The sequence below is a fragment of the Prevotella dentalis DSM 3688 genome (genome assembly GCF_000242335.1).
GTDB lineage: Bacteria > Bacteroidota > Bacteroidia > Bacteroidales > Bacteroidaceae > Prevotella > Prevotella seregens.
On the sequence record NC_019960.1, the window covers coordinates 1577340 to 1597394 of the forward strand.

At 60.4% G+C, this 20055-nt stretch carries 15 protein-coding genes; 13 read left to right on the forward strand and 2 right to left on the reverse strand.

The window, feature by feature from the left end; translation table 11 throughout:
- Positions 1-31: 31 nt before the first annotated feature.
- Entirely contained in the window at positions 32-967 is a 936-nt protein-coding gene (locus tag PREDE_RS06235; protein ID WP_005845127.1) for a YitT family protein, read from the reverse strand.
- Between the two features lie 147 nt (positions 968-1114).
- Here PREDE_RS06235 and argS point away from each other — a divergent pair, with 147 nt between their 5' ends.
- From argS to PREDE_RS06295, 12 genes are all read left to right on the forward strand, one after another.
- The gene (gene argS, locus PREDE_RS06240) at positions 1115-2932 is read left to right on the forward strand and encodes an arginine--tRNA ligase (protein WP_005845128.1); all 1818 of its coding nucleotides are present in this window, start codon (positions 1115-1117) and stop codon (positions 2930-2932) included.
- A gap of 126 nt (positions 2933-3058) precedes the next feature.
- The gene (locus PREDE_RS14250; RefSeq protein WP_262498062.1) at positions 3059-3520 is read left to right on the forward strand and encodes an RNase H family protein; all 462 of its coding nucleotides are present in this window, start codon (positions 3059-3061) and stop codon (positions 3518-3520) included.
- A 272-nt stretch (positions 3521-3792) separates the two neighbouring features.
- Positions 3793-4398, forward strand: coding sequence for a hypothetical protein (locus PREDE_RS06250; RefSeq protein ID WP_005845130.1), 606 nt, complete (start codon positions 3793-3795; stop codon positions 4396-4398).
- 12 nt (positions 4399-4410) lie between these two features.
- A complete protein-coding gene (locus tag PREDE_RS06255) occupies positions 4411-4698 on the forward strand; it encodes a winged helix-turn-helix domain-containing protein (RefSeq protein WP_005845132.1) in 288 nt (95 codons plus the stop codon).
- A gap of 91 nt (positions 4699-4789) precedes the next feature.
- On the forward strand, positions 4790-5146 hold the full coding sequence (locus PREDE_RS06260; RefSeq protein WP_005845134.1) for a DUF1893 domain-containing protein: 357 nt from the start codon (positions 4790-4792) through the stop codon (positions 5144-5146).
- Positions 5147-5577: 431 nt separating this feature from the next.
- Positions 5578-8922, forward strand: coding sequence for a SusC/RagA family TonB-linked outer membrane protein (locus PREDE_RS06265; protein WP_235777489.1), 3345 nt, complete (start codon positions 5578-5580; stop codon positions 8920-8922).
- A gap of 14 nt (positions 8923-8936) precedes the next feature.
- Positions 8937-10556 (forward strand): RagB/SusD family nutrient uptake outer membrane protein, encoded by a 1620-nt coding sequence (locus PREDE_RS06270; protein WP_015298553.1) that lies wholly within the window; start codon positions 8937-8939, stop codon positions 10554-10556.
- Between the two features lie 23 nt (positions 10557-10579).
- Positions 10580-11479 carry a hypothetical protein gene (locus tag PREDE_RS06275; RefSeq protein WP_005845137.1) on the forward strand — a complete coding sequence of 300 codons (900 nt, stop codon included), beginning with the start codon at positions 10580-10582 and terminating at the stop codon, positions 11477-11479.
- A 43-nt stretch (positions 11480-11522) separates the two neighbouring features.
- Entirely contained in the window at positions 11523-12224 is a 702-nt protein-coding gene (locus PREDE_RS06280) for a fibrobacter succinogenes major paralogous domain-containing protein (RefSeq protein ID WP_015298554.1), read from the forward strand.
- Complete coding sequence (locus PREDE_RS06285; RefSeq protein ID WP_005845139.1) at positions 12214-13122, forward strand: lipoprotein N-acyltransferase Lnb domain-containing protein; 909 nt, start codon at positions 12214-12216, stop codon at positions 13120-13122. The genes PREDE_RS06280 and PREDE_RS06285 overlap by 11 nt, the downstream gene beginning before the upstream one ends.
- Before the next feature lie 31 nt (positions 13123-13153).
- Positions 13154-14506 (forward strand): hypothetical protein, encoded by a 1353-nt coding sequence (locus PREDE_RS06290; RefSeq protein ID WP_005845140.1) that lies wholly within the window; start codon positions 13154-13156, stop codon positions 14504-14506.
- A 1-nt stretch (position 14507) separates the two neighbouring features.
- Entirely contained in the window at positions 14508-16577 is a 2070-nt protein-coding gene (locus PREDE_RS06295; protein WP_005845141.1) for a thioredoxin-like domain-containing protein, read from the forward strand.
- A 262-nt stretch (positions 16578-16839) separates the two neighbouring features.
- On the opposite strand, the gene PREDE_RS06300 is transcribed toward PREDE_RS06295, so the two are convergent.
- Positions 16840-18186 (reverse strand): TIGR00341 family protein, encoded by a 1347-nt coding sequence (locus PREDE_RS06300; RefSeq protein ID WP_015298555.1) that lies wholly within the window; start codon positions 18184-18186, stop codon positions 16840-16842.
- Between the two features lie 338 nt (positions 18187-18524).
- Here PREDE_RS06300 and nhaA point away from each other — a divergent pair, with 338 nt between their 5' ends.
- Entirely contained in the window at positions 18525-19847 is a 1323-nt protein-coding gene (gene nhaA, locus PREDE_RS06305) for a Na+/H+ antiporter NhaA (RefSeq protein WP_174264889.1), read from the forward strand.
- The last annotated feature ends 208 nt before the right edge of the window (positions 19848-20055 follow it).

The following is a 20055-nucleotide window of genomic DNA, read 5'->3' on the forward strand; positions in this document are numbered from 1 at the left end:
AATTAATACGGGATGAACCGTGGAAAGAAGTTCAAGGAGTGTTGCCCAGCTTCTCGTTGATTTCGTTGAGGCTGATCTTCTTGTGCCCCTTCACGCGGTCAAACCCGCGCCCATAAACGCCGATGACGTCGCTCTGGGCCACGAAAGCGTCGGGGTCGATCTCGTCGATGAGGTCGAAAATAAAGGCCGACTCGCTCTTCTTGGCAATGCAGAAGAGCACCTTGATGTCTTTTTTGGAATAAAAACCGTTGCCGTTGAGCGTGGAGCAGCCGCGGTCGGCAATCTTGTTGATGGCCTCTCCAATCTCTTGATAACGGTCGGAGACGATGAAGAACTGCACGCTGCGCCGCAGCGAGTTGACCACATAGTCCACGCAGAACGACACGATGAACAGCAGCACGTAGCCGTAGATCACTTTCTCCCAGTCGCGTAGCACCACGTAACTCGACGTGATGACGGCCAGGTCGAAGAAGAGAATGGCGTGGCCCAACGATACGTCGCGGTACTTGTGCACCATGGCCGCCACTACGTCGGATCCGCCCGTACTACCCCCGGCCGAGAGACCCAGGCCTATACTGGTGCCGAGGAACACGCCGCCCACGATGCAGGCCATGAACTTCTGGTCGGCCAGCAGGTGCCATTCCGGGCCCACCCAGAGCTGCAGCAGGGTGGAGCCCACGGTGAACACCACAACGGCCCAGATGGTTTTGGCGCAGAAATGCCAGCCCAACACACGCAGGGCACCGGCCAGCAGCACGGCGTTGAGCACGAAATAGACGTGCTGTGCCGGAATGCCCGTGCCCCAATAAACAATCGAAGCGATGCCCATGGTACCGCCCGTGGTGATCTGATTGGGCAGCAGAAACAGGTTGAAACCCACCACACCGATCAGCATGCCCACGGTGATGACGGCATAGTCGCGGGCGGTACGCGACAGCGGCTTGCCCCTTTTGCTTGTCGAATCCATAGTCGTTGTTGTGCCTACAAAATTAAACAAAAACGGGCTAAGCGCGCAACGATTGCGCCAAAAAACCGTCGCGGCAGCCCCATTTGTCTCTTCTTTTTCGTAACTTTGCACGCAACATTCGGATTACAACAACATTACACGGCAACGATGAATATTGAAAAGGAAATCGGCTCCGCGGTCATCAAGGCCGTTCGGGAGCTTTATGGACAGGACGTGAACCAGAGCTCGGTGCAGCTGCAAAAGACAAAGGCAACCTTTGAAGGCAATCTTACACTGGTGGTTTTCCCCTTTCTGAAAATCTCGCATAAGAAGCCCGAAGACACTGCACGCGAAATTGGCGAGGCCCTGCAGCGCGACTGCCCGGCCGTGGCCGCGTTCAACGTGGTGAAAGGATTCCTCAACCTGGTCGTCGCCACCGAGGCCTGGGTGGGCCTGCTCAACGACATTCATGCCGACGCCGACTACGGCAAGCGGCCCGTCGGCCCCGAGAGCAAGCTCGTCATGGTGGAATATTCATCGCCCAACACCAACAAGCCGCTCCACCTCGGCCACGTGCGCAACAACCTTTTGGGCTGGAGCCTGGCGCGCATCATGGAGGCCAACGGCAACCGCGTGGTGAAAACCAACATCGTAAACGACCGCGGCATCCACATCTGCAAGTCGATGCTGGCCTGGCTCAAATGGGGCAACGGCGAGACTCCGGAGTCTACCGGCAAGAAGGGCGACCATCTTATCGGCGACTACTACGTGGCCTTCGACAAGCACTACCGCGAGGAGGTGGCGCGGCTGAAGCAGCAATACCTGGCCGACGGCCTGTCCGGGGAGCAGGCCGAAGAGAAAGCCAAGGCCGAAGCGCCGCTCATTCGCGAGGCCCATGCCATGCTCGTGAAGTGGGAACAGGGCGACCCCGAGGTGCGGGCACTGTGGCAAAAGATGAACAACTGGGTCTACGCCGGCTTCGACGAGACCTACAAGGCACTGGGCGTGGGCTTCGACAAGATCTATTATGAGTCGGACACCTACCTCGAAGGCAAGAAGAAAGTGGAGGAAGGACTCGCCAAAGGGCTCTTCTTCAGAAAGGAAGACAACAGCGTGTGGGCCGACCTCACCGACGAAGGACTCGACCAAAAGCTGCTGTTGCGCTCCGACGGCACGAGTGTTTACATGACGCAGGACATCGGCACGGCCGACCTGCGGTTCCGCGATTTCCCCATCGACAAGATGATTTACGTGGTTGGCAACGAGCAGAACTATCACTTCCAGGTGCTCTCCATCCTGCTCGACCGCCTCGGATTCAAGTGGGGCAAGGACTTGGTGCACTTCTCCTACGGCATGGTGGAACTGCCCAATGGCAAGATGAAGAGCCGTGAGGGCACCGTAGTCGACGCCGACGACCTCATCGCCACCATGGTCGACGACGCGCGACGCATGAGCGAAGAGCTGGGCAAGTTCAAGGACATGACCGAGGACGAGCGGCAGGACATTGCGCGCATCGTGGGCATGGGCGCCCTGAAATACTTCATTCTCAAGGTGGACGCCCGCAAGAACATGCTCTTCAACCCTGAAGAGTCGATCGACTTCAACGGCAACACGGGGCCTTTCATCCAGTACACGCACGCCCGCATCCGCTCCATCATGCGCAAGGCCGCGGCCGAGGGCATCGCCATCCCCGCCTCCCTACCCGCTGACGCACCGCTCAACGACAAGGAGGTGAAGCTCATCCAGAAGATGGACGAGTTCAAGACGGCCGTGCGCGACGCCGGCGAGAACTACAATCCGGCCGGCATTGCCAACTACTGCTACGAGCTAACGAAGGACTTCAACCAGTTCTACCACGACTACAGCATCCTGAGCGCCGACACCGACAGGGAGAAAACCACGCGTCTGGTGCTGGCCCAGAACGTGGCCAAGACCATCAAAAACGGCATGGATCTGCTGGGCATCGAGGTGCCCGAACGTATGTAAATGCAGGGACGGCAAACCAAAGACATCAGCAAGAACATGAAAACCTCATACCCCCAGCCCAATAACTGCACCGCATCCGGGTGTGGTCAGGGCGCGTCCTCCCCATCATCCCCAACCAAGGGGGGCATGAAGGGGGTGCCGGGGCCCTCCGGCCCGCCTCCCTTTGTAGGGGGGCCGGTGGGGGGTACCGGGGCCTGGGCCGTCGACGCAGCCTGTTCCGGCAATCCGGGACCCATGGAATACCAGTGCGTCGACCTGCAGACGGGCGAGCGCGTGTTCCACTTCGGACCCATGCACGGTACCAACAACATCGGCGAATTTCTGGCCATTGTGCATGCGTTGGCCCTATTGGAGAGGCGCGGCGTCACCGACAAGGCGATCTATTCCGACTCGTACAACGCCATCCTCTGGGTGCGCAAGAAGCAGTGTAAAACCAAGCTGAAGCGCAATGCCACGACCGAACCGCTCTACCAAATCATTGCCCGCGCCGAGCAATGGCTCCGCACCCACACCGTCACCACACCTATTATTAAATGGGAAACCAAGCTGTGGGGCGAGATTCCGGCCGACTTCGGCAACAAGAAATAACCGCCCCCGGGCTTTCCCCACTCCCCCGTCCCTGCGTCGCGGCATGGCAAAGGCCATGCCGCGACGCAGTTTTCGTTCCATCTGCCCCCCATTTGTTAAAAATGAGCTTCCCGTGAAAGATTTTCGGCAAAACGTTTGGTTTATATTATAAACTTATTTATATTTGCAGTGTTCAAGGGTCAACGCGGGCGCGGATCCCGTCGGCCGAGGTCCGAGAACCTCGTGGCACATGCACGAGAACCAGATTACTCACCCATCAACACCATGCCATTATGAACACCCAACATCCTGAAATGACCGCCGAGCGCAGTCTCGAGCTCATCCGCAAACACATCGAAGAGAGCCGCCAGACGCTCTCCCGCCAGATGGGCAAGCCCCTTTTGCTCTGGGGCAGCCTTGTTTTCGTCACCGCCCTCGTGGTGGGCCACCTGTGGCAACACTGCGGCGGCCCCGTGTGGAACCTGCTGTGGCTGGCCATGACGGCCGTGGGCTTCGGGCTCAACTACCTGCTCGACCGCCGCTCCACCGTCCACGCCACCGGCTTCGTGCCCGTCATGCTGGGCAAGACGTGGCTCACTTTCTGCTTCTTCGCCTTGGGCTTGTTTGCCGCCGGCACGCTGGCCTCCAGCGTGGCACAGCCCATTAAGTCCCTTCCATTCGCCGGCACGCTGGCCCTGCTCATGGGCATGGCCACCGCCGTGTCGGGCTTTCTGCTGAACAAACGGCTGATCGCCTTCTGCGGCATACTGCTCGGCATCTTCTGTCTCATCGCCGATTGCTACATCAGCGGCGCGTCCGAGATGCTACTCATCGCCGGCATGGCCGTGGCGGGGCTCATCGTTCCCGGCCTCTATCTCCAATGGAAAACCCGTGTCTAAATCCCAATCGCCATGTTTCAACCCCTCAATCCCCTGCTCCACAGCGAGCTGCGACTGGCCGTCATGTCGATACTTCTGGACGTCACGGAGGCCGACTTCCCCTACCTGCGCACGCAGACGGGGGCCACGGCAGGCAATCTAAGCATCCAGATAGACAAGCTGGCCAAGGCCGGATACATCGACGTGGAGAAGACATTCCGCGGCCGGCGGCCCTGCACGCTCTGCCGCATGACCCCCCAGGGACGCGACGCTTTCGCGCAATATGTCGATGCGCTGCACGACTATATCCGCCCAACTTGACGCGATGACGGCATTTTTCGCTTTACATGACACCGTTTAGGGAAATAATCGCTATATTTGCCGCATAGGAAACCCATAAAATTACAGACCTATGATGCAGGAATTGATCGACACCCTACATATTGAACAGTGCTCGCTTGTGATTTTACACGAGGGCAATATCCGCACTTTCAATGGTCACGGAGTGCGCCGTCTCTACAACCTTATCAACGAAGAGCCCGAGCTCTTCCTCGACGCCAAGCTGGCCGTCAAGGCCGTAGGCCGTTCCGCCGCCCGCATGATGGTGGACGGCGGCGTGGCCGAGGTCTATGCCGACATCATTTCACAGCAAGCCTTCGACGTGCTGCGCGATGCCGGCATCGTGGTGAAATGCGAGAAAAAGGTGGACCACCAGACCTTCCTCAACATCTGGCGCAAGCTCGGCGAGATGGCCGAGGCCGTGGCCTGACCCGCCGGCCGCCGGCCCGTCACGCCGCGGCCCGTCCCCGTTCTTCCTTTCGCGGCTGTGTGAACTTCACCGGTTCACACAGCCGCCATGCTTTTCAGGCCCGGCCATCGCGCCGTAAACGCATCGCGATCACGGCGCAAACGCCGCGCGATTTCACCGCAAACGCCACGCCGTTACGGCGCAAACGCAGGGCCCCTACGCCGCAGCCGCAACGCCGCCGCAGCTCTGTCGTACACCCGACACTGCCCCATTGCGCACCCGCGGCGGCGTTCCGGAGACCCCATCCCATTCTGTTCAACTCTACGTTTACGGCCCGTCCAGGGTTAAAATTTATCATCTTTTCAGCCTATTTCATGTTTATTTGAAATAGATTGCATAACTTTGCAGTGTGTTTCGATAAGTGTTAGCAATACAAGTTTGGTTTTTTTGATATGCAAAAAAGTTCTATAGGACGTATGGCCGCCGCCATCACGTTTCTCCTCGCACTTTTTCTCACCGTCCCCGCCACCGCCCAAACCCAGAACGAGCCCGAACGGAGGCTGGAGGGCATCGTGGTGGACGACAAGGGAGAGCCACTGACCGGCGCCATCGTGAAAGACAAGACCCACAACGAAACCACGGTGACCGACGTGGATGGAAAGTTCAGTCTCCGCGCCAAGAGCGACCGCATCACCGTGGACATCACCTATATCGGCATGAAACCAGCCCATTGGTCGGGCAACTACAAGGACGCATGCCTCGTCGCCATGGAGGATGCCAGCGAGACGCTGGAGGGTGTAGTCATCACCGGCTACCAGCAGCTCGACCGCCGCAACCTCACCTCGTCGGTCACGTCCAAGGACATGAGCGAGCTCGAAATAGGCGGCGTGAGCGACATTTCAAAGATGCTTGAGGGCAAGATTCCCGACCTCATCTCTTTCACCGGCTCGGGCGAGATCAACGCTACAAGCAAGATTCGCATCCGCGGCACCTCGACACTCGTGGGCAACCGCGAGCCCCTCTGGGTGGTAGACGGCATCATCATCACCGACCCCGTGGAGCTCACGTCCGACGTGCTCAACGACCCCGACTACATTAACCGCATCGGAAACGCCATCGCCGGCATCAATCCGCAGGACATCAAGCGCATCGACGTGCTCAAGGACGCCGCCGCCACGGCCCTCTACGGCACGCGCGCGGCCAACGGCGTCATCGTGGTGACCACCAAGAGCGGCCGCGAGGGCAAGGCCATCGTGAGCTACACCGGACAGTTCACCCTGCGCAAGCGGCCCTATTACACCGACAGCAAGATCAACCTGATGAACTCCTCGGAGCGCGTGCAGTTCTCGCAGTACCTCGCCGCACAACACTACGTCTACCCCTCGGGCATGGCCAAGGTGGGCTACGAGGAGGCGTTGAGCCAGCTTTACTCGGGCCTCATCACGCAGGAGGAGTTCGAGCGACGCGTGCAGCAGATGGAAACGCGTAACACCGACTGGTTCGACATCCTGACCCACAACTCCTTCTCGCACGACCACAGCGTGAGTGTCTCGGGCGGTTCGGAGAAAGCACGCTACTACACTTCCGTGGGCTACACCAGCTCGGACGACGTGATCGACAACAATATGAACGACCGCTACACGGCCATGGCCAAGGTGGATCTGGACCTGAGCTCGAAGTTCAAGTTCGAAATGAACATCAACGGCTATCTGAACAAGCGCAAATACAACCAGACCGAGGTGAACCCCATCGACTATGCGTACCACACCAGCCGCACCATCCCCGCCTACAACGCTGACGGCAGCTACTACTACTACCAGCGGGAGGGGCAGGGCACATACAACGGATACCTGCGCTTCAACGTGCTCAACGAGCTCGACAACAGCTCCATACGCCAGAACACCGGTGCCGTGACCACCACGCTCAACCTGCGCTACCAGCCGCTGGACGAGCTGTTTTTCAATGCCGTCGTGTCGGCCAACGTGCAGAACGCCACCATCGAGAACTGGTGGGGCGAGCAGAGCCACTACGTAGGCTCGCTGCGACGGGCCGAGTACGGCGAGGAGATTCCCTCGGACAGCAACCTGCCCTACGGCGGACAGTTCGGCCGACAAACCAACAAAACCGTGGGCTGGACCACGCGCCTGCAGGGCAACTACAACAAATACTTCGGGCCGCTGATGCAGCACAACGTCAACGTGGCCCTCGGTTTCGAGGCCAGCGGCAGCCACTACACGGGCGATTCCTACACTCAACGCGGCTACTACGCCGACCGCGGACGCTCGTTTGCCACCAACATTCCCACCAGCTACACCACCTATTGGAACTGGATGCAGACCAACACACCCACCATCACCGACACGCGAAGCAACATCCTTTCGGCCTATGCCACGCTGAGTTACAGCTTCCGCGACCTCTTCACGGCCAATGTGAACGGACGCTTCGACGGCTCCAACAAGTTCGGTTCGCGCAGCAACGAGAACCTGCTGCCCATCTGGTCGGTGTCGGGCAACGCCAACCTCATCAGCATCTTCGGCCTGAAACCCAAGTGGCTCAACGCCCTGAACCTCAAGGCAAGCTACGGCGAACAGGGCAATATGCTCGACGGACAGACCTCCGAACTCATCATCCGCAAGGGACAAATGGACGCTTATTACAACGAGATGACCTCGACAGTCGTCGCCTTTGCCAACCCCGACCTCGACTGGGAAAAGACCCACAGCACCAACGTGGGCCTGGAAGCGTCGCTCCTCGACAACCGGCTGCAGCTCGAAGCAGAGTACTATTACAAGAAGACCACCGACGCTTTCATGAACAAAACCATATCCGACATCAACGGTTACACCTCCTACGTCATCAACGGCGGCACCGTAACCAACAGCGGATTCAACTTCACCCTCACCGCCACGCCCGTGAAGATGCGCAACTTCTACTGGATATTCTCGGGCAGTCTGAGCAAGATGTACAACAAGATTAAGTCGGCGCCGGGTGCCGAGGAGTACGAGTTGGACAACTTTCTGGGCGGTACGGCCGTGGTCGACGGCCAGCCCGTGGGCACGTTCTGGTCGTACAAGTTCCTCGGACTGAGCCCAGTAGACGGCGGCCCCATCTTTGAAGACCTGGAGGACCGCCAGCGGGAGTTCTCGCAATCGAGCAAGTACGACCTCTACACCACCCTGCTCACGCCCTCGGGCAAGCGCGAGCCCGACCTCACGGGAAGCATCTCCAACACCGTCACCTACAAGCAGTGGAGGCTCGGCGCCACGCTGCTTTACAACTTCGGAGCCAGCACACGCCTCTTCCGTCTGTTCGACGGATTCACCGGTGCACAGTACAGCACCGCCTACAGTTCGGAGCAAAACGTGAACCGCGACCTGATGAACCGATGGATGAAACCCGGCGACGAGGCCACGACCAACATCCCCGCCATCATGGGCAGCGGCAACATCAACTTCCGGCTGTACTATGCCAACCACTGGGGCGACAACCAGAACACCATCTGGAAAACGGGCCCCGTCACCACGGGCAACTACTACACCATGTACGACTACAGCTCGGCCCGCGTGGTAAGCGCCGACTATGTGAAGCTCTCCACTCTCTCGCTCACCTACGAGTTCACGGCCAAACAGCTGGCACGGCTCAAGCTCGACCGGCTGGCCCTGACGCTGACGGGCTACAATCTCAAGACCTGGTGCGACCGAGCCCTGCGCGGACAGACACCCACACAGGGCGGATTCTCGCAGGTGCAGCTCTCCGACACGCCCAGTTACACGCTGAGCGTCAACATCAACTTCTAAACATGGCAACCATCATGAACCATTTTTTCAAGCATATCGGGCGTAGCGTGGCCGGCGGCAGCCTGGCCGCCCTCACGCTACTGCTCTCCGGTTGTGGCGACTTTCTGGAGGCCACCTCGCAAGACCAGGACTACGTGCGCTCCTGGCAAGACATGAACGAGCTGCTCGTGGGCAGCTGCTACATGCCCGTGAAGCCGAGCGAACAATACGAATATGTGGGTGCCGTGAACTACGGCACGTTCCTGCATCTCGTCGGCGACGAGGTGCACGAGGTCAATACCAAAGGCACTACCGCCGCTTACGAGCCCCATTACTACATCTTCGGCTACTACACGTGGCAGCAGCGGTCGGGGCAGAACGAGACCTATACCGATGCCTATGCCGAGAACACCGAGTGGACTAAGGTGTACAACGCCATCAACGTGGCCAACAACATCCTTGCCAAGGCCGAGAAACTGCCCCAAACCACCGAGGACGAGCGGCAGGGTTACCTCAAGGTAACGGGCGAAGCCTACTTCCTACGCGCCTTCTACTACTTCTGGCTCGTCAATATCTACGGCCAACCCTACCGTCCTTCCACCGCCGCCACCGACTTGGGCGTGACGCTCAAGACCACGCCCGAGGTGGAAAACAGGATATTCGGCCGCAACACCGTGCAGGAAACCTACGACCAGGTGCTGGCCGACCTGCAGGAAGCCGACACCCGTCTGTCGCAGTACACCGCGCCCAAGAAGAGCATCTATCGGGCCGACTCCGTGGCCGTGCACCTGCTGCGGAGCCGCGTCTACCTGTACATGCAGGACTGGGACAAGGCCGCCGAGTATGCCCGAAAGGCTATTGCCGAGCACCCCACCCTGATGAACCTCAACGGCAACTCGGCCGCTTTCATGACAAAAACCAATCCCGAGAACATCTTCTCCATGGGCGGCGACGACGTTCCCTGCCTGCTCTTGTCGGGTGCTCTGGGCCTCACGGTGTCCGACGACCAGTACAACACTTACAGTGCCAACGACCAACGCCGCGCCCAATGGTTCTGGAACTTGGGCACTTTCCACGGGCTCACCAAGCGTGCCGTAGGCAACAAGAACACGGATTTGGACATAACAGACAAGGAGTACTACTACAAGGCCTACTATGCCGGCCTTAAAGACGATAAGTCGCCCGTGTCGTCGCTCTTCTGGCTACGGTCTTCGGAGGCCTATCTGAACCTTGCCGAGGCCGAGGCCTGCCTGGGACACAGCGCCGAGGCCCGCGCCGCCCTGCTGCAACAGATGGCCGCCCGCTACAAGGCCGGGGCTCCCGAGCTATCGCTCGACGGCGTGTCGGATGCCGATTTGGTGGCTCTTGTCCGCAAGGAGCGCCGCCGCGAGTTCGTGCTCGAGGGCCAACGCTGGTTCGACCTGCGCCGTTACCGCGTATGCAGCGTGCAGCCAAGCCGCATCGCCATCACCCACGACTACACCTATTATAAGAACCATACCTCGCAGGAACCCACCGAAACGCGCCGCTTCGTGCTCACCGAGGACGATGCTTCATGGACGCTTCCCATGCCCACCGAGGTACTGGAGTTCAACGTCGGCATGCCCGGCAACGGCAATCAGTGGCGTACTTATACCACCGTCAAAGTGTATTAACCCCCACACAAGCATATCAACGCATGAAGACCCAAGCATACCTCCTCTCCCTGCTGGCGGTTGCCGCCACGGTTCTTGCCGCTTGCGGCAGCGAGGACACGCCGGCAATCAGCTATGACAACCCCTCGCTGCTGTTCCAGCCGGCCGACAGCGACCAGAGCTCCACGGCCGCCCTGCGCCGCCGATTCTTCGGTGAAACGGGCAGCTACCTGCTGTTCAACGACACGTTGCAGCGCGTGTACCAGGGCACAGACATCACCGGACAGCCCCGCTACTTCACGGAAACCATCGACCTGGCCTACGACATCGGCAGCTCTTCCAACTCCTCTTCGGTCTACAGCTTCACGTATCTCACCACCGAGAAAGAGCAGACCGAGATGGCGCAGTTCGTCAAAGACTACATCCTGCCCCATGCCACGAAGCGCCTCAAGCCCTACTCGTTCTTCCTGTGCAACCGCATTTCCGTGACGACGAGCAACAAAGTGACCACCACACCCTATGCCGTGGCCAACGAACGGTGCGTGGCCGTGGCCGCCAACTACCTGTTGCAGCGTCCCCGCACCGAGGCGCAGAAGAAGAATTTTGCCGGTCGCGTGCTCAACACGCTGGTGGCACAGGCCGCCAAGAACAACACCAACGCCTTCCGTGCGTTCTATGCCCACAGCGCCAATTACTACAACCGCACCTACACCAGCGCCGGCATCAAGGGCTCTGCAGACGAGCTTGCCCAGCTGGGCTTCATCAGTTCGGGCGGCACACCGGGCTCGTTCCCCTCGCAAGATTCCGATCTTTCGGCCTTCATCACTTCGGCCATTCTCTACGACGACGCCTGGCTGGCCAACACTTACGGCAGGTATTCGGTGGTGATGGCCAAGTTTGCCATCGTGCGCCAGGTGCTGGCCGCGCTGGGCTATGTGGCCTGACGCGTCCCGAGCAACCATCCACCAAGATTCAAAAGACAAGACGATGAACAGGATTTATACATGCAGCGCACTGCTGCTCGCGGTTTTAGGCCTGACCTTTCTCACGGCCTGCGGCAACGACGACGACGCCACACCCGCCAAAGTGCAGCCCGCAGCGGCCGGCAGCTACACCGACACGCGCGACGGGCAGACCTACGGCTGGGTGCGGTATGGCCGTCAGGACTGGATGACCGACAACTACCGGTACGACGCCGGCAGTGAAAGCACCGTGTATCTCGATACCGAAGACTACGAGAAGAACCCCCGAAGCACCAAGCACCTGGCCCTCTACGGCCGCCTCTACACCCTGAAAGGGGCCCAGGCCGCCTGTCCGGAGGGCTGGCGGCTGCCCACCGACGAGGACTGGCAACAGCTGGAACAGCAGCTGGGCATGAGCCCAAGCGACACCCGGCAACGCGAATGGCGCGGGCGCATTGCCCACAACATGCTCACCATGAAAGGCGACACCTGCGCCCTGAACCTGCTGCTCGGCGGCTATTACACGGCCCACACCATCATGAGCATGCCGGGCTGGCGACACATGGGCGAGATGGCCTACTACTGGACAGCCACCAAAGACACGGGCAAGGAGGGCGAGTTCTACTTCTTCCGCAAGCTGTTCTACGGCCGCAACGAGGTTTGCCGCGAGAGCACCGAGCCCGACGGCTACCAGATGAGCGTGAGATACGTGCGCGATGCCCAGTAGACTGCGACTGCCATTCCTGCTCGTGGCCCTGCTCTGGCTACCGTCGCTGCACGCCCGGGGAGCCGTCGGGACACCGCCGACGACGGCTGCCGACAGTGCGCGTCTGGCCCGCGAGGCCTTGGAGCCCGGCTTCATCTGGGCCAGTCTGCTCGTGGTGGAGCCCGGCCGAGAGGTCTACTCGGCCTTCGGCCACGCCGCCCTGCGGCTGGAATGCCCCAGCAAAGGGTTGGACTACAGCTTCACGTTCGAGATGGATACCGACCTCGGCGCCACGCTCAGCCTGCTGTTCCACCGGGCCAAGGCCGGATTTGCCGCTGCCCCCACACCGCTGTTTCTCCGGCAATACCGGGCCGAACGGCGCGGCGTCAAGGCCTACCGGCTCAACCTGAACCCCGCGGAGAAGCAGACGCTCTGGCGCAATCTGGACCAGGAAGTGGCCGCAGGGGCGCACTGGGACTACGACTATCCGGCCGTGAACTGTGCCTCGATGTGCATCTATATGGTGGAGAAATCGCTGGCCAACGACCGTCTGACCTACCACCATCTCTCCCCCATCCTGAACGGAACCTACCGCGACGTGTTGCACCATATCTCGCAAAACGATCCGTGGGCATGCCTCGTTTGGGACATTCTGCTGCTGGGACGCGGCGACAAGACCGGCCAGCCCGAGGACAAAATGACCCCCGCCCTGCTCGCCGAGGCCTGGCAACACGCCACGCTGACCGACAGCACGGGACACAGCCGCCCCCTCATCACCGGCCGTCCGGCGGCTCTGCTGCCCGCCGGCCCACGGCAGGAGCCCGGATGGTTCACCCCCGCGGCATGCGCGCTGCTGCTCGCCGGGCTGCTCTGCACAGGGGCCGCCACCGGGCTGCTGTACCGCAAACGAAAACATTAACCATATTATCAACCCTCAAAAAAGAACGCTTATGAAAAGGTTTTCTACTTTACACAAAGCAATCATGCTGCTCGTGGCTTTTGCGGCCACGGCTCTTCAGGCCCAGGCCGGCTCCACCTGGTATGCCTACTACGGCCAGCTGACCGCCTGGCCCACGGGTGCCGGCGAGGTGTATCTGTCGCAGGACAACCAGGTTGCCGCCGACCAGATACAGTGGGGAGCCCAGTCAGAGACGAAGTTTGTCAGCACGATGGGTTCCGTCTACGGCTTTGCCAAGCCCGCCGAGGGCTGGATTCTGGCCGGCTTCAGCCAGGCCAAGTTCGATGAAAACGACCAGCCCGTGTTCAACGACTCCATCGCAACCACCGCCAATCCCGGCTACCTCACCGTGAACAACACAGTGACCGACGACCCGAGCGGCCAGGGAGGCAGCGACTCGGCCACGGTGGCCGGCCTGATGCCACTGGATCCCAACGGCGTGTTCCGCGCCCTCTTCACCCACGTGGTGGCCCGGGCCGCCAACGGACAAGACGAGTTGGGCACCGTCAGGGTGAGCCCCGTGTGCAACAACATCGGCGACAACGTGACGCTGACCGCCACGCCAAGCGCCGACTTTGCCAACACCAAGTTTGACCGCTGGACGCTCAACGGCCAGACCGTGTCCACCGATGCCACGATGCAGGTGGCGGTAACCGACACCGCCCGCTACGTGGCCCACTTCACTTCGGACGATGCCGAGACCATCGACTTCGGCGAGGGACGTCTCCTCATGTACTATCCCGGCGACGCAACCGACGTGAGCATCCCCACCAACGTGGAGACCTGGGCTTTCAAGGCCGACAGCATGCGCCTCAAAAGCGTAGACGGAAACGACAACTGCACCAACCCAAGCACCGGCGGATTCAACATTCCGGCCGCCAATCCTTTCTTTGTCTACGGCAAGGGCGAGGCCACACTGGTGCGCCGGCCAGCCGCAACGCCGAACGTAGACCCCACCAGCCTGAACCGCTGGGCCGCCACGGAGGTGAACGTGGACACGCTCGACAAGCTGCACAGCTACTACACTCTCGATGTCAAGAACCGCGTGCTGAAGCTGGCTCCGGCCGGCACCGTGCTCCAGCCCCGGACGGTTTACATGGCCCTGCCCGACTCGGTGTGGGACGGCAGCAAGCAGATAGACCCCGTGAAGCTCGATGCAGCTCCCGCCATGATCTATCTGAACAAGGGCGCCGACGTGCCCAACGCCATCTCTGCCCTCACCGCAGACAAGAAGAAAGCCGTGCGCCGCGGCATCTATACCCTCGACGGCCGCAAGGTGGAAGCCATGAAAGAGACGGGCATCTACGTGTTCGACGGCCGCAAGGTGGCCTATCGCAAGAAGTAATATGAAGAAAAAAATCATCCTGACGGCTCTTCTCGGGTGCTCGCTCACGGCGGGCGCCCAGAAGGAGGGCTTCGTCATCAACGGGCGTGTAGCCATGCCCGACGGCACGGATGTGGGGCTTTCGTGCACCACCGACACGAGTTTTTCCGTAGAGCTGGCCCACGGCACGGTAAAGAACGGACGCTTCAAACTGAAGGGACGAGTGGACCGTCCCTACGTGGGCATGCTGACCACCAACAACCTGCGGCTGGTGGAGAAGCACAAGTGGCCCACTGATTCCATCAAGTGGACCTATACGGACGTGTACGTGGGCAACGACACATACAACGTTTCGCCCGACCTCACGGTGACGGGCGGCTCCGTACAGGCCGACTTTGCCGAGCTGCAGCGCATGGGAGGCGCGCGCGGCGACTCCGTGTGGGCCTTTATAGACCGCCGGCCGCAGTCGCCCGTGGCGGTGTGGCTGGCCAACACGCTGCTGCAGCGCGCCTATAACCTGACCGACGCGCAGGTGGCACACCTGGCACAAACACTCCAGCCCAACACCATCGACCCCGAGGGATTCCGGCAGTACCAGACGCGCCTCGCCGCCGCCCGACGCACCACCATCGGCTCGCCGCTGGCCTCGCTGGAGCTGAAAACCACCGACGGCCGCACCCTGCAACTCACCGACGCCGTGCCCCGCAACGGCAAATACACGCTGCTCGACTTCTGGGCCAGCTGGTGCGGCATCTGTCTTTACGCCATGCCCGAGGTGAAGACGTTGAGCGAACGCCATGCCGACAGCCTGAACGTGCTGGGCATTTCCATCGACACCAAGGACGAGGCGTGGCGCAAGGCCATGGAGAAACATCCCGAACCATGGCCGCAATACTGCACCACAGCCGCCGGTTACCGCGACCTGACGGACAAACTGCAGATTGGCAACGGCGTGCCCTACTATCTGCTCGTGGCCCCCGACGGCCGCGTGGTGGGCTCGCCAGACAGCCCCGCCGACGCAGAGCGCATGCTCCTGGAGCGGCAAGGCCGCTACTGCATCACCGGAACGGCCGACAGCACGGCCGACGGCGACTCGGTGTTCATCTGTTCCATGCAGGGTTTCTTCTCCATGGTGCCCGAAGACACGGCCGTGGTGCGCGGCGGTGAGTTCTGTTTCATGGGCAACACCGAGGGTGCACGGCTGCGCTACATCGTGCCCATCCACCAAGGCGAAGCCAAAGGCATGGCCTCGTTCATCCTCGAACCGGGACGCGCCCGCATGCAGGTCTATGCCGACAACACCCGCAACATGGTCGAGGGCGGCCCCAACCAGCAGCTCTGGGACGCGTTCGAGCGCGAGGACAGCACCCTATCCGCACGGCAGAATGACCCCTGGGCCATCATGCAGGACTCCACGCAGGACGAGGCTGCACGCCGCCAAGCCCAGGCGCAGCTCGATTCGCTGCAGGCGCAGCAGCGGCTGTTCCACCGCCAATACATCGTCGACCACATGCCTTCGGCCCTGAGCGACATGCTCTACGGCTTCTACCAAGGTGACATGACGACCGACGAACAGGAGGCCCTGCTCAAGCTCATGGGCGAGCGGCAGCCGCAATATCCGGTCTACAAGGAGCTGATGGCCGCACGCGCCGCCACGGCGGCCACGGCCGTGGGACAGCCCTACACCGACATCGCCATGGGCGGAACCGACGGCCAGACGGTGAAAGTGTCCGACTATGTAGGCCGCAACCGCTACACGCTCATCGACTTCTGGGCCAGCTGGTGCGGCCCCTGCCGCGCCGAAATGCCCAATGTGGCGAAGGCCTACGCCAAGTATCACAAGAAAGGTTTCGAGGTCGTCGGCGTGTCGCTCGACAACAATCGGGCCGCCTGGCTCAAGGCCATCAAGCAGCTGCGCATGCCCTGGCCGCAGATGAGCGACCTGAAAGGCTGGGAGAGCGCCGGGGCCGCCGCCTACAACGTGCGGGCCATTCCGGCCAACGTGCTCGTGGACAGCGAGGGCCGCATCGTGGCCAAGGACCTGCGAGAGGAGGCACTTCAGGAGAAACTCGCCGAGCTTTTCAACAAGTAGGAGGGCCTTGGGGCCCAAGCTAAAAAGGGGAGGCAAGCGGCTGCAACGACGCTTGCCTCCCCCTTTGCGTTGCAGGGGCTCCGCGATTGCGCCGTGAAGGCCGCACGAGAACGGTGCAATCGCAACGCGATTGCGGTGTTGTCGGCACGCGAAAACGGTATCATCGCGGCGCGATTGCGGTGTGGAAGTTTTGCGAGGGCTCGCGCAGGGGCGCAGGGAACGCGGAGAGAGGGCAAAGGACGGCCAACCCATGCGCCCGCGGCTACTGGGCGACCAGCAGCCGCAGACTGTCGGCCTTGGTGCGCTCCTGCAGCCAGTCATGCAGCCGGCGGCGGTCGGTGGCGTTTAGTCCGCGCGGGCACCCCACCACAGCCAGCACATACTGCCGGGTGGCTGCGGTGTCGGTACGCGCCTCCGTAACCAGGGACAGACTGACGCTTCCCGCCGCCGGGCACACCGCCCGAAGCTCTCCCCGGATCACGAGGCCCAGATGGGCATACTGCGTATAGTCGCCCAGCTGCGTCTCCAGCGCATGAATTTGCTCGGCTTGCTCCAGCAATTTCTGCTTGCTCACCTGCGTGCCGGTCGTGGCATTGCTGAGCACGCGGCTGAGCAACAGACTGTCCGACTGCGACCCCTGGATGACGTTGAGCCGATAGCCACCCAGCCGGTACTCGTCCATCAGACCGCGGGCCTGGGCGATGGCCTCGGGGGTGATGACCCGGCCCACGGCAACCACGTTCAAGGTCTTGGTCTTCTCGTCGCGGTTCTGCGAGATAATCTGCGTGCCCTTGAATGAAAGTTCGTTCCTGACAAACTTCCGCGTGTCGTTCTCGCGAACGCTTTGGCGGATGATTTGCACCGTCATGTAGGTGGCGGGAAGCATCGTCAACACCACGATGCCGACGATATAGCGGTTCACCTTGGCCAGTTTGGCGGGGTCGACAAACGTCTTGTGCCGGAACCTCAGCATGCGCACACCCACGAAAGTGGCCAGTGCAATGAACACGGTGTTGATGAAAAACAGATAGAACGCCCCGAAGAAATAGGCCGGACGGCCCACGGCCAGCCCATAGCCCGCCGTGCAGAGGGGAGGCATGAGCGCCGTGGCGATAGCCACGCCGGGGATGACATTGCCCTTGCCCTTGGTTGAAAGGGCCAAAATGCCGGCAGCGCCGCCGCAGAGAGCAATCAGTACATCGTAGAGCGTGGGCGAGGTGCGGGCCAGCAATTCCGACTGCGCCTCGGTGAGCGGAGTGATGAGAAAGTAGAGCGTGGCCGTGAGCACGCTGATGAGTGTAGCCACCAAATAGCTCTTGATAGACCGTTTGAGCAACTCCAAATCGCTGACGCCCACGGCCAAGCCCATGCCGATGATGGGGCCCATGAGCGGCGAAATGAGCATGGCGCCGATGATGACGGCCGTGGAATTGACGTTGAGACCCAGCGAAGCAATGAAGATGGCAAACACCAGCACCCAGAGATTGGCCCCGTGGAAAGCCACGCCGCTGTCGATTTGGGCTATCGTCTCTTCCTCGTTCTCCTTGTCGGGCAGGGCGTTGAAATATCCCTTCACCACCTGCCACAGTGTTTTTTCGTTCTGTTCCATATCATGATTCATTTGCCGCAAAAATACGACATTTCCCGAAAAATAACAATATTCTGAAAACAAATCTGCTGCAAACGCGGGCCGAAAAGGCGGCGAGAAAGCATGAAAAATTGTTAAACGCAGTACAAATCGACTGAGCCGCCCCGTTTTTCACCTTTTTCCACAATCTTTATCGTATGGCATTTATGCTTATAGAAGAATCATGCAACCCATTTTACAGCATAAAGACCACCACGGCGACCAGACTTGGGCCATGGAAAAGACAGGGGCCTTGACCAAAGGATGCGGTTTTTCGACACCCTGAAAGAATAGGAAGCTCAATGATTTGCAACAAGATGCTGAAACAACAATACCAAAAGAATATAGAAAACCGCATGATTATCCCGACGTTACAGTTTTTGCAACGGGAGAAGTCGAGCGGAATCGTGCTGGCCCTATTCGTCGCGCTGGCCCTGATACTGACCTATTCTCCCCTGCACGAGGAGTACGCGCAATTGCTGGAACACCACTTCGGCTTTGTCTTCGACGGGCAGCCCTTTCTGAATTTCAGCATCGAACACTGGTTCAACAACGGCTTGATGTCGATGTTTTTCTTCGTCATGGGACTCGAGCTGAAGCGTGAGTTCATCGGCGGCGAGCTGCGCAACCTGCGCAAAGTCACCCTCCCGGTGGCGGCTGCCGTCATGGGCATGCTGCTGTCTGCGGGCATCTACCTGCTGTTCAACCTCGGAACGCCCGTGGCCCACGGCTGGGAAATCCCCATGGCGACCGACATTGCGTTTGCCCTGGCCGTGCTCTACATGCTGGGCAACCGCGTTCCCATCTCTGCGAAAGTGTTTCTCACCACGCTCGCCATCGTGGACGATTTGGGGTCGGTGGTGGTCATTGCCTTGTTCTACACCTCGCACATCTCGGTCGGCAACCTTGTTGTGGGGCTGTCTTTCCTCCTCGTCATGTTCGTCGGCAACCGGCTTGGGGTGAAGAATGTGTGGTTCTACGGCCTTCTGGGAATAGGCGGTGTCTGGGTGGCTTTCCTCATGTCGGGCATCCATGCCACCATCTCCGCCGTTCTGGCAGCCATGGTCATCCCTGCCGACTCCCGCATCCCCGAGGCTGCATTCATAGCCCGCATGAAAAAGCTCACGCGGCAATTTGAGCAGTCAGAGCCCAACGACGTGAGAACGCTTGAGCCCGAACAGCTTGAGATTCTCTCCCGCGTCAAGGCCGACTCCGTGCAGGCCATGCCTCCGCTCCAGCGTCTGGAGCACAGCCTGCACCCCTTGGTTTTCTTCGTTATCATGCCCGTCTTTGCCCTTGCAAACACGGGAGTGTCGCTTGTGGACATGAATATTCACGTGCTGAACACAAACCACGTGGCACCGGGAGTGCTGTGCGGACTGCTGTTGGGCAAGCCACTGGGCATCGTCCTGACGGTGTGGCTCACCGAAAAGACGGGGCTGGGCAAGCGTTCCCGCTCCATGAACTGGCGCACCGTCACGGGAGTGGGCTTCCTTACCTCCATCGGATTCACCATGTCCATGTTTGTCACCATGCTGGCTTTCGACAATCCAGACAACTACATTCAGGCCAAAGTCGGCATCTTTGCCGCCTCCATCATGGGTGGATTCATTGGCTATCGCCTTCTGAAAAAGAAGTCATGACACCTGCCGGACAGCCGACAAGGCTCCGCGGCAATACGGTTTCTCCTCCCCTACCGCCGTGCCCTTGTCCGCAGTCAAGGGCTTCAGGCACCACTTCGCAGGGCTCCTGCCCAGTGTGGCAAAAGGCCACACCAGCCATTCTGGGAGTGCATCGGCCGCACTCGGCGCAGGGCGGGCAGCCTCGGACGTGCGTCCTCGGCCCTCTTGC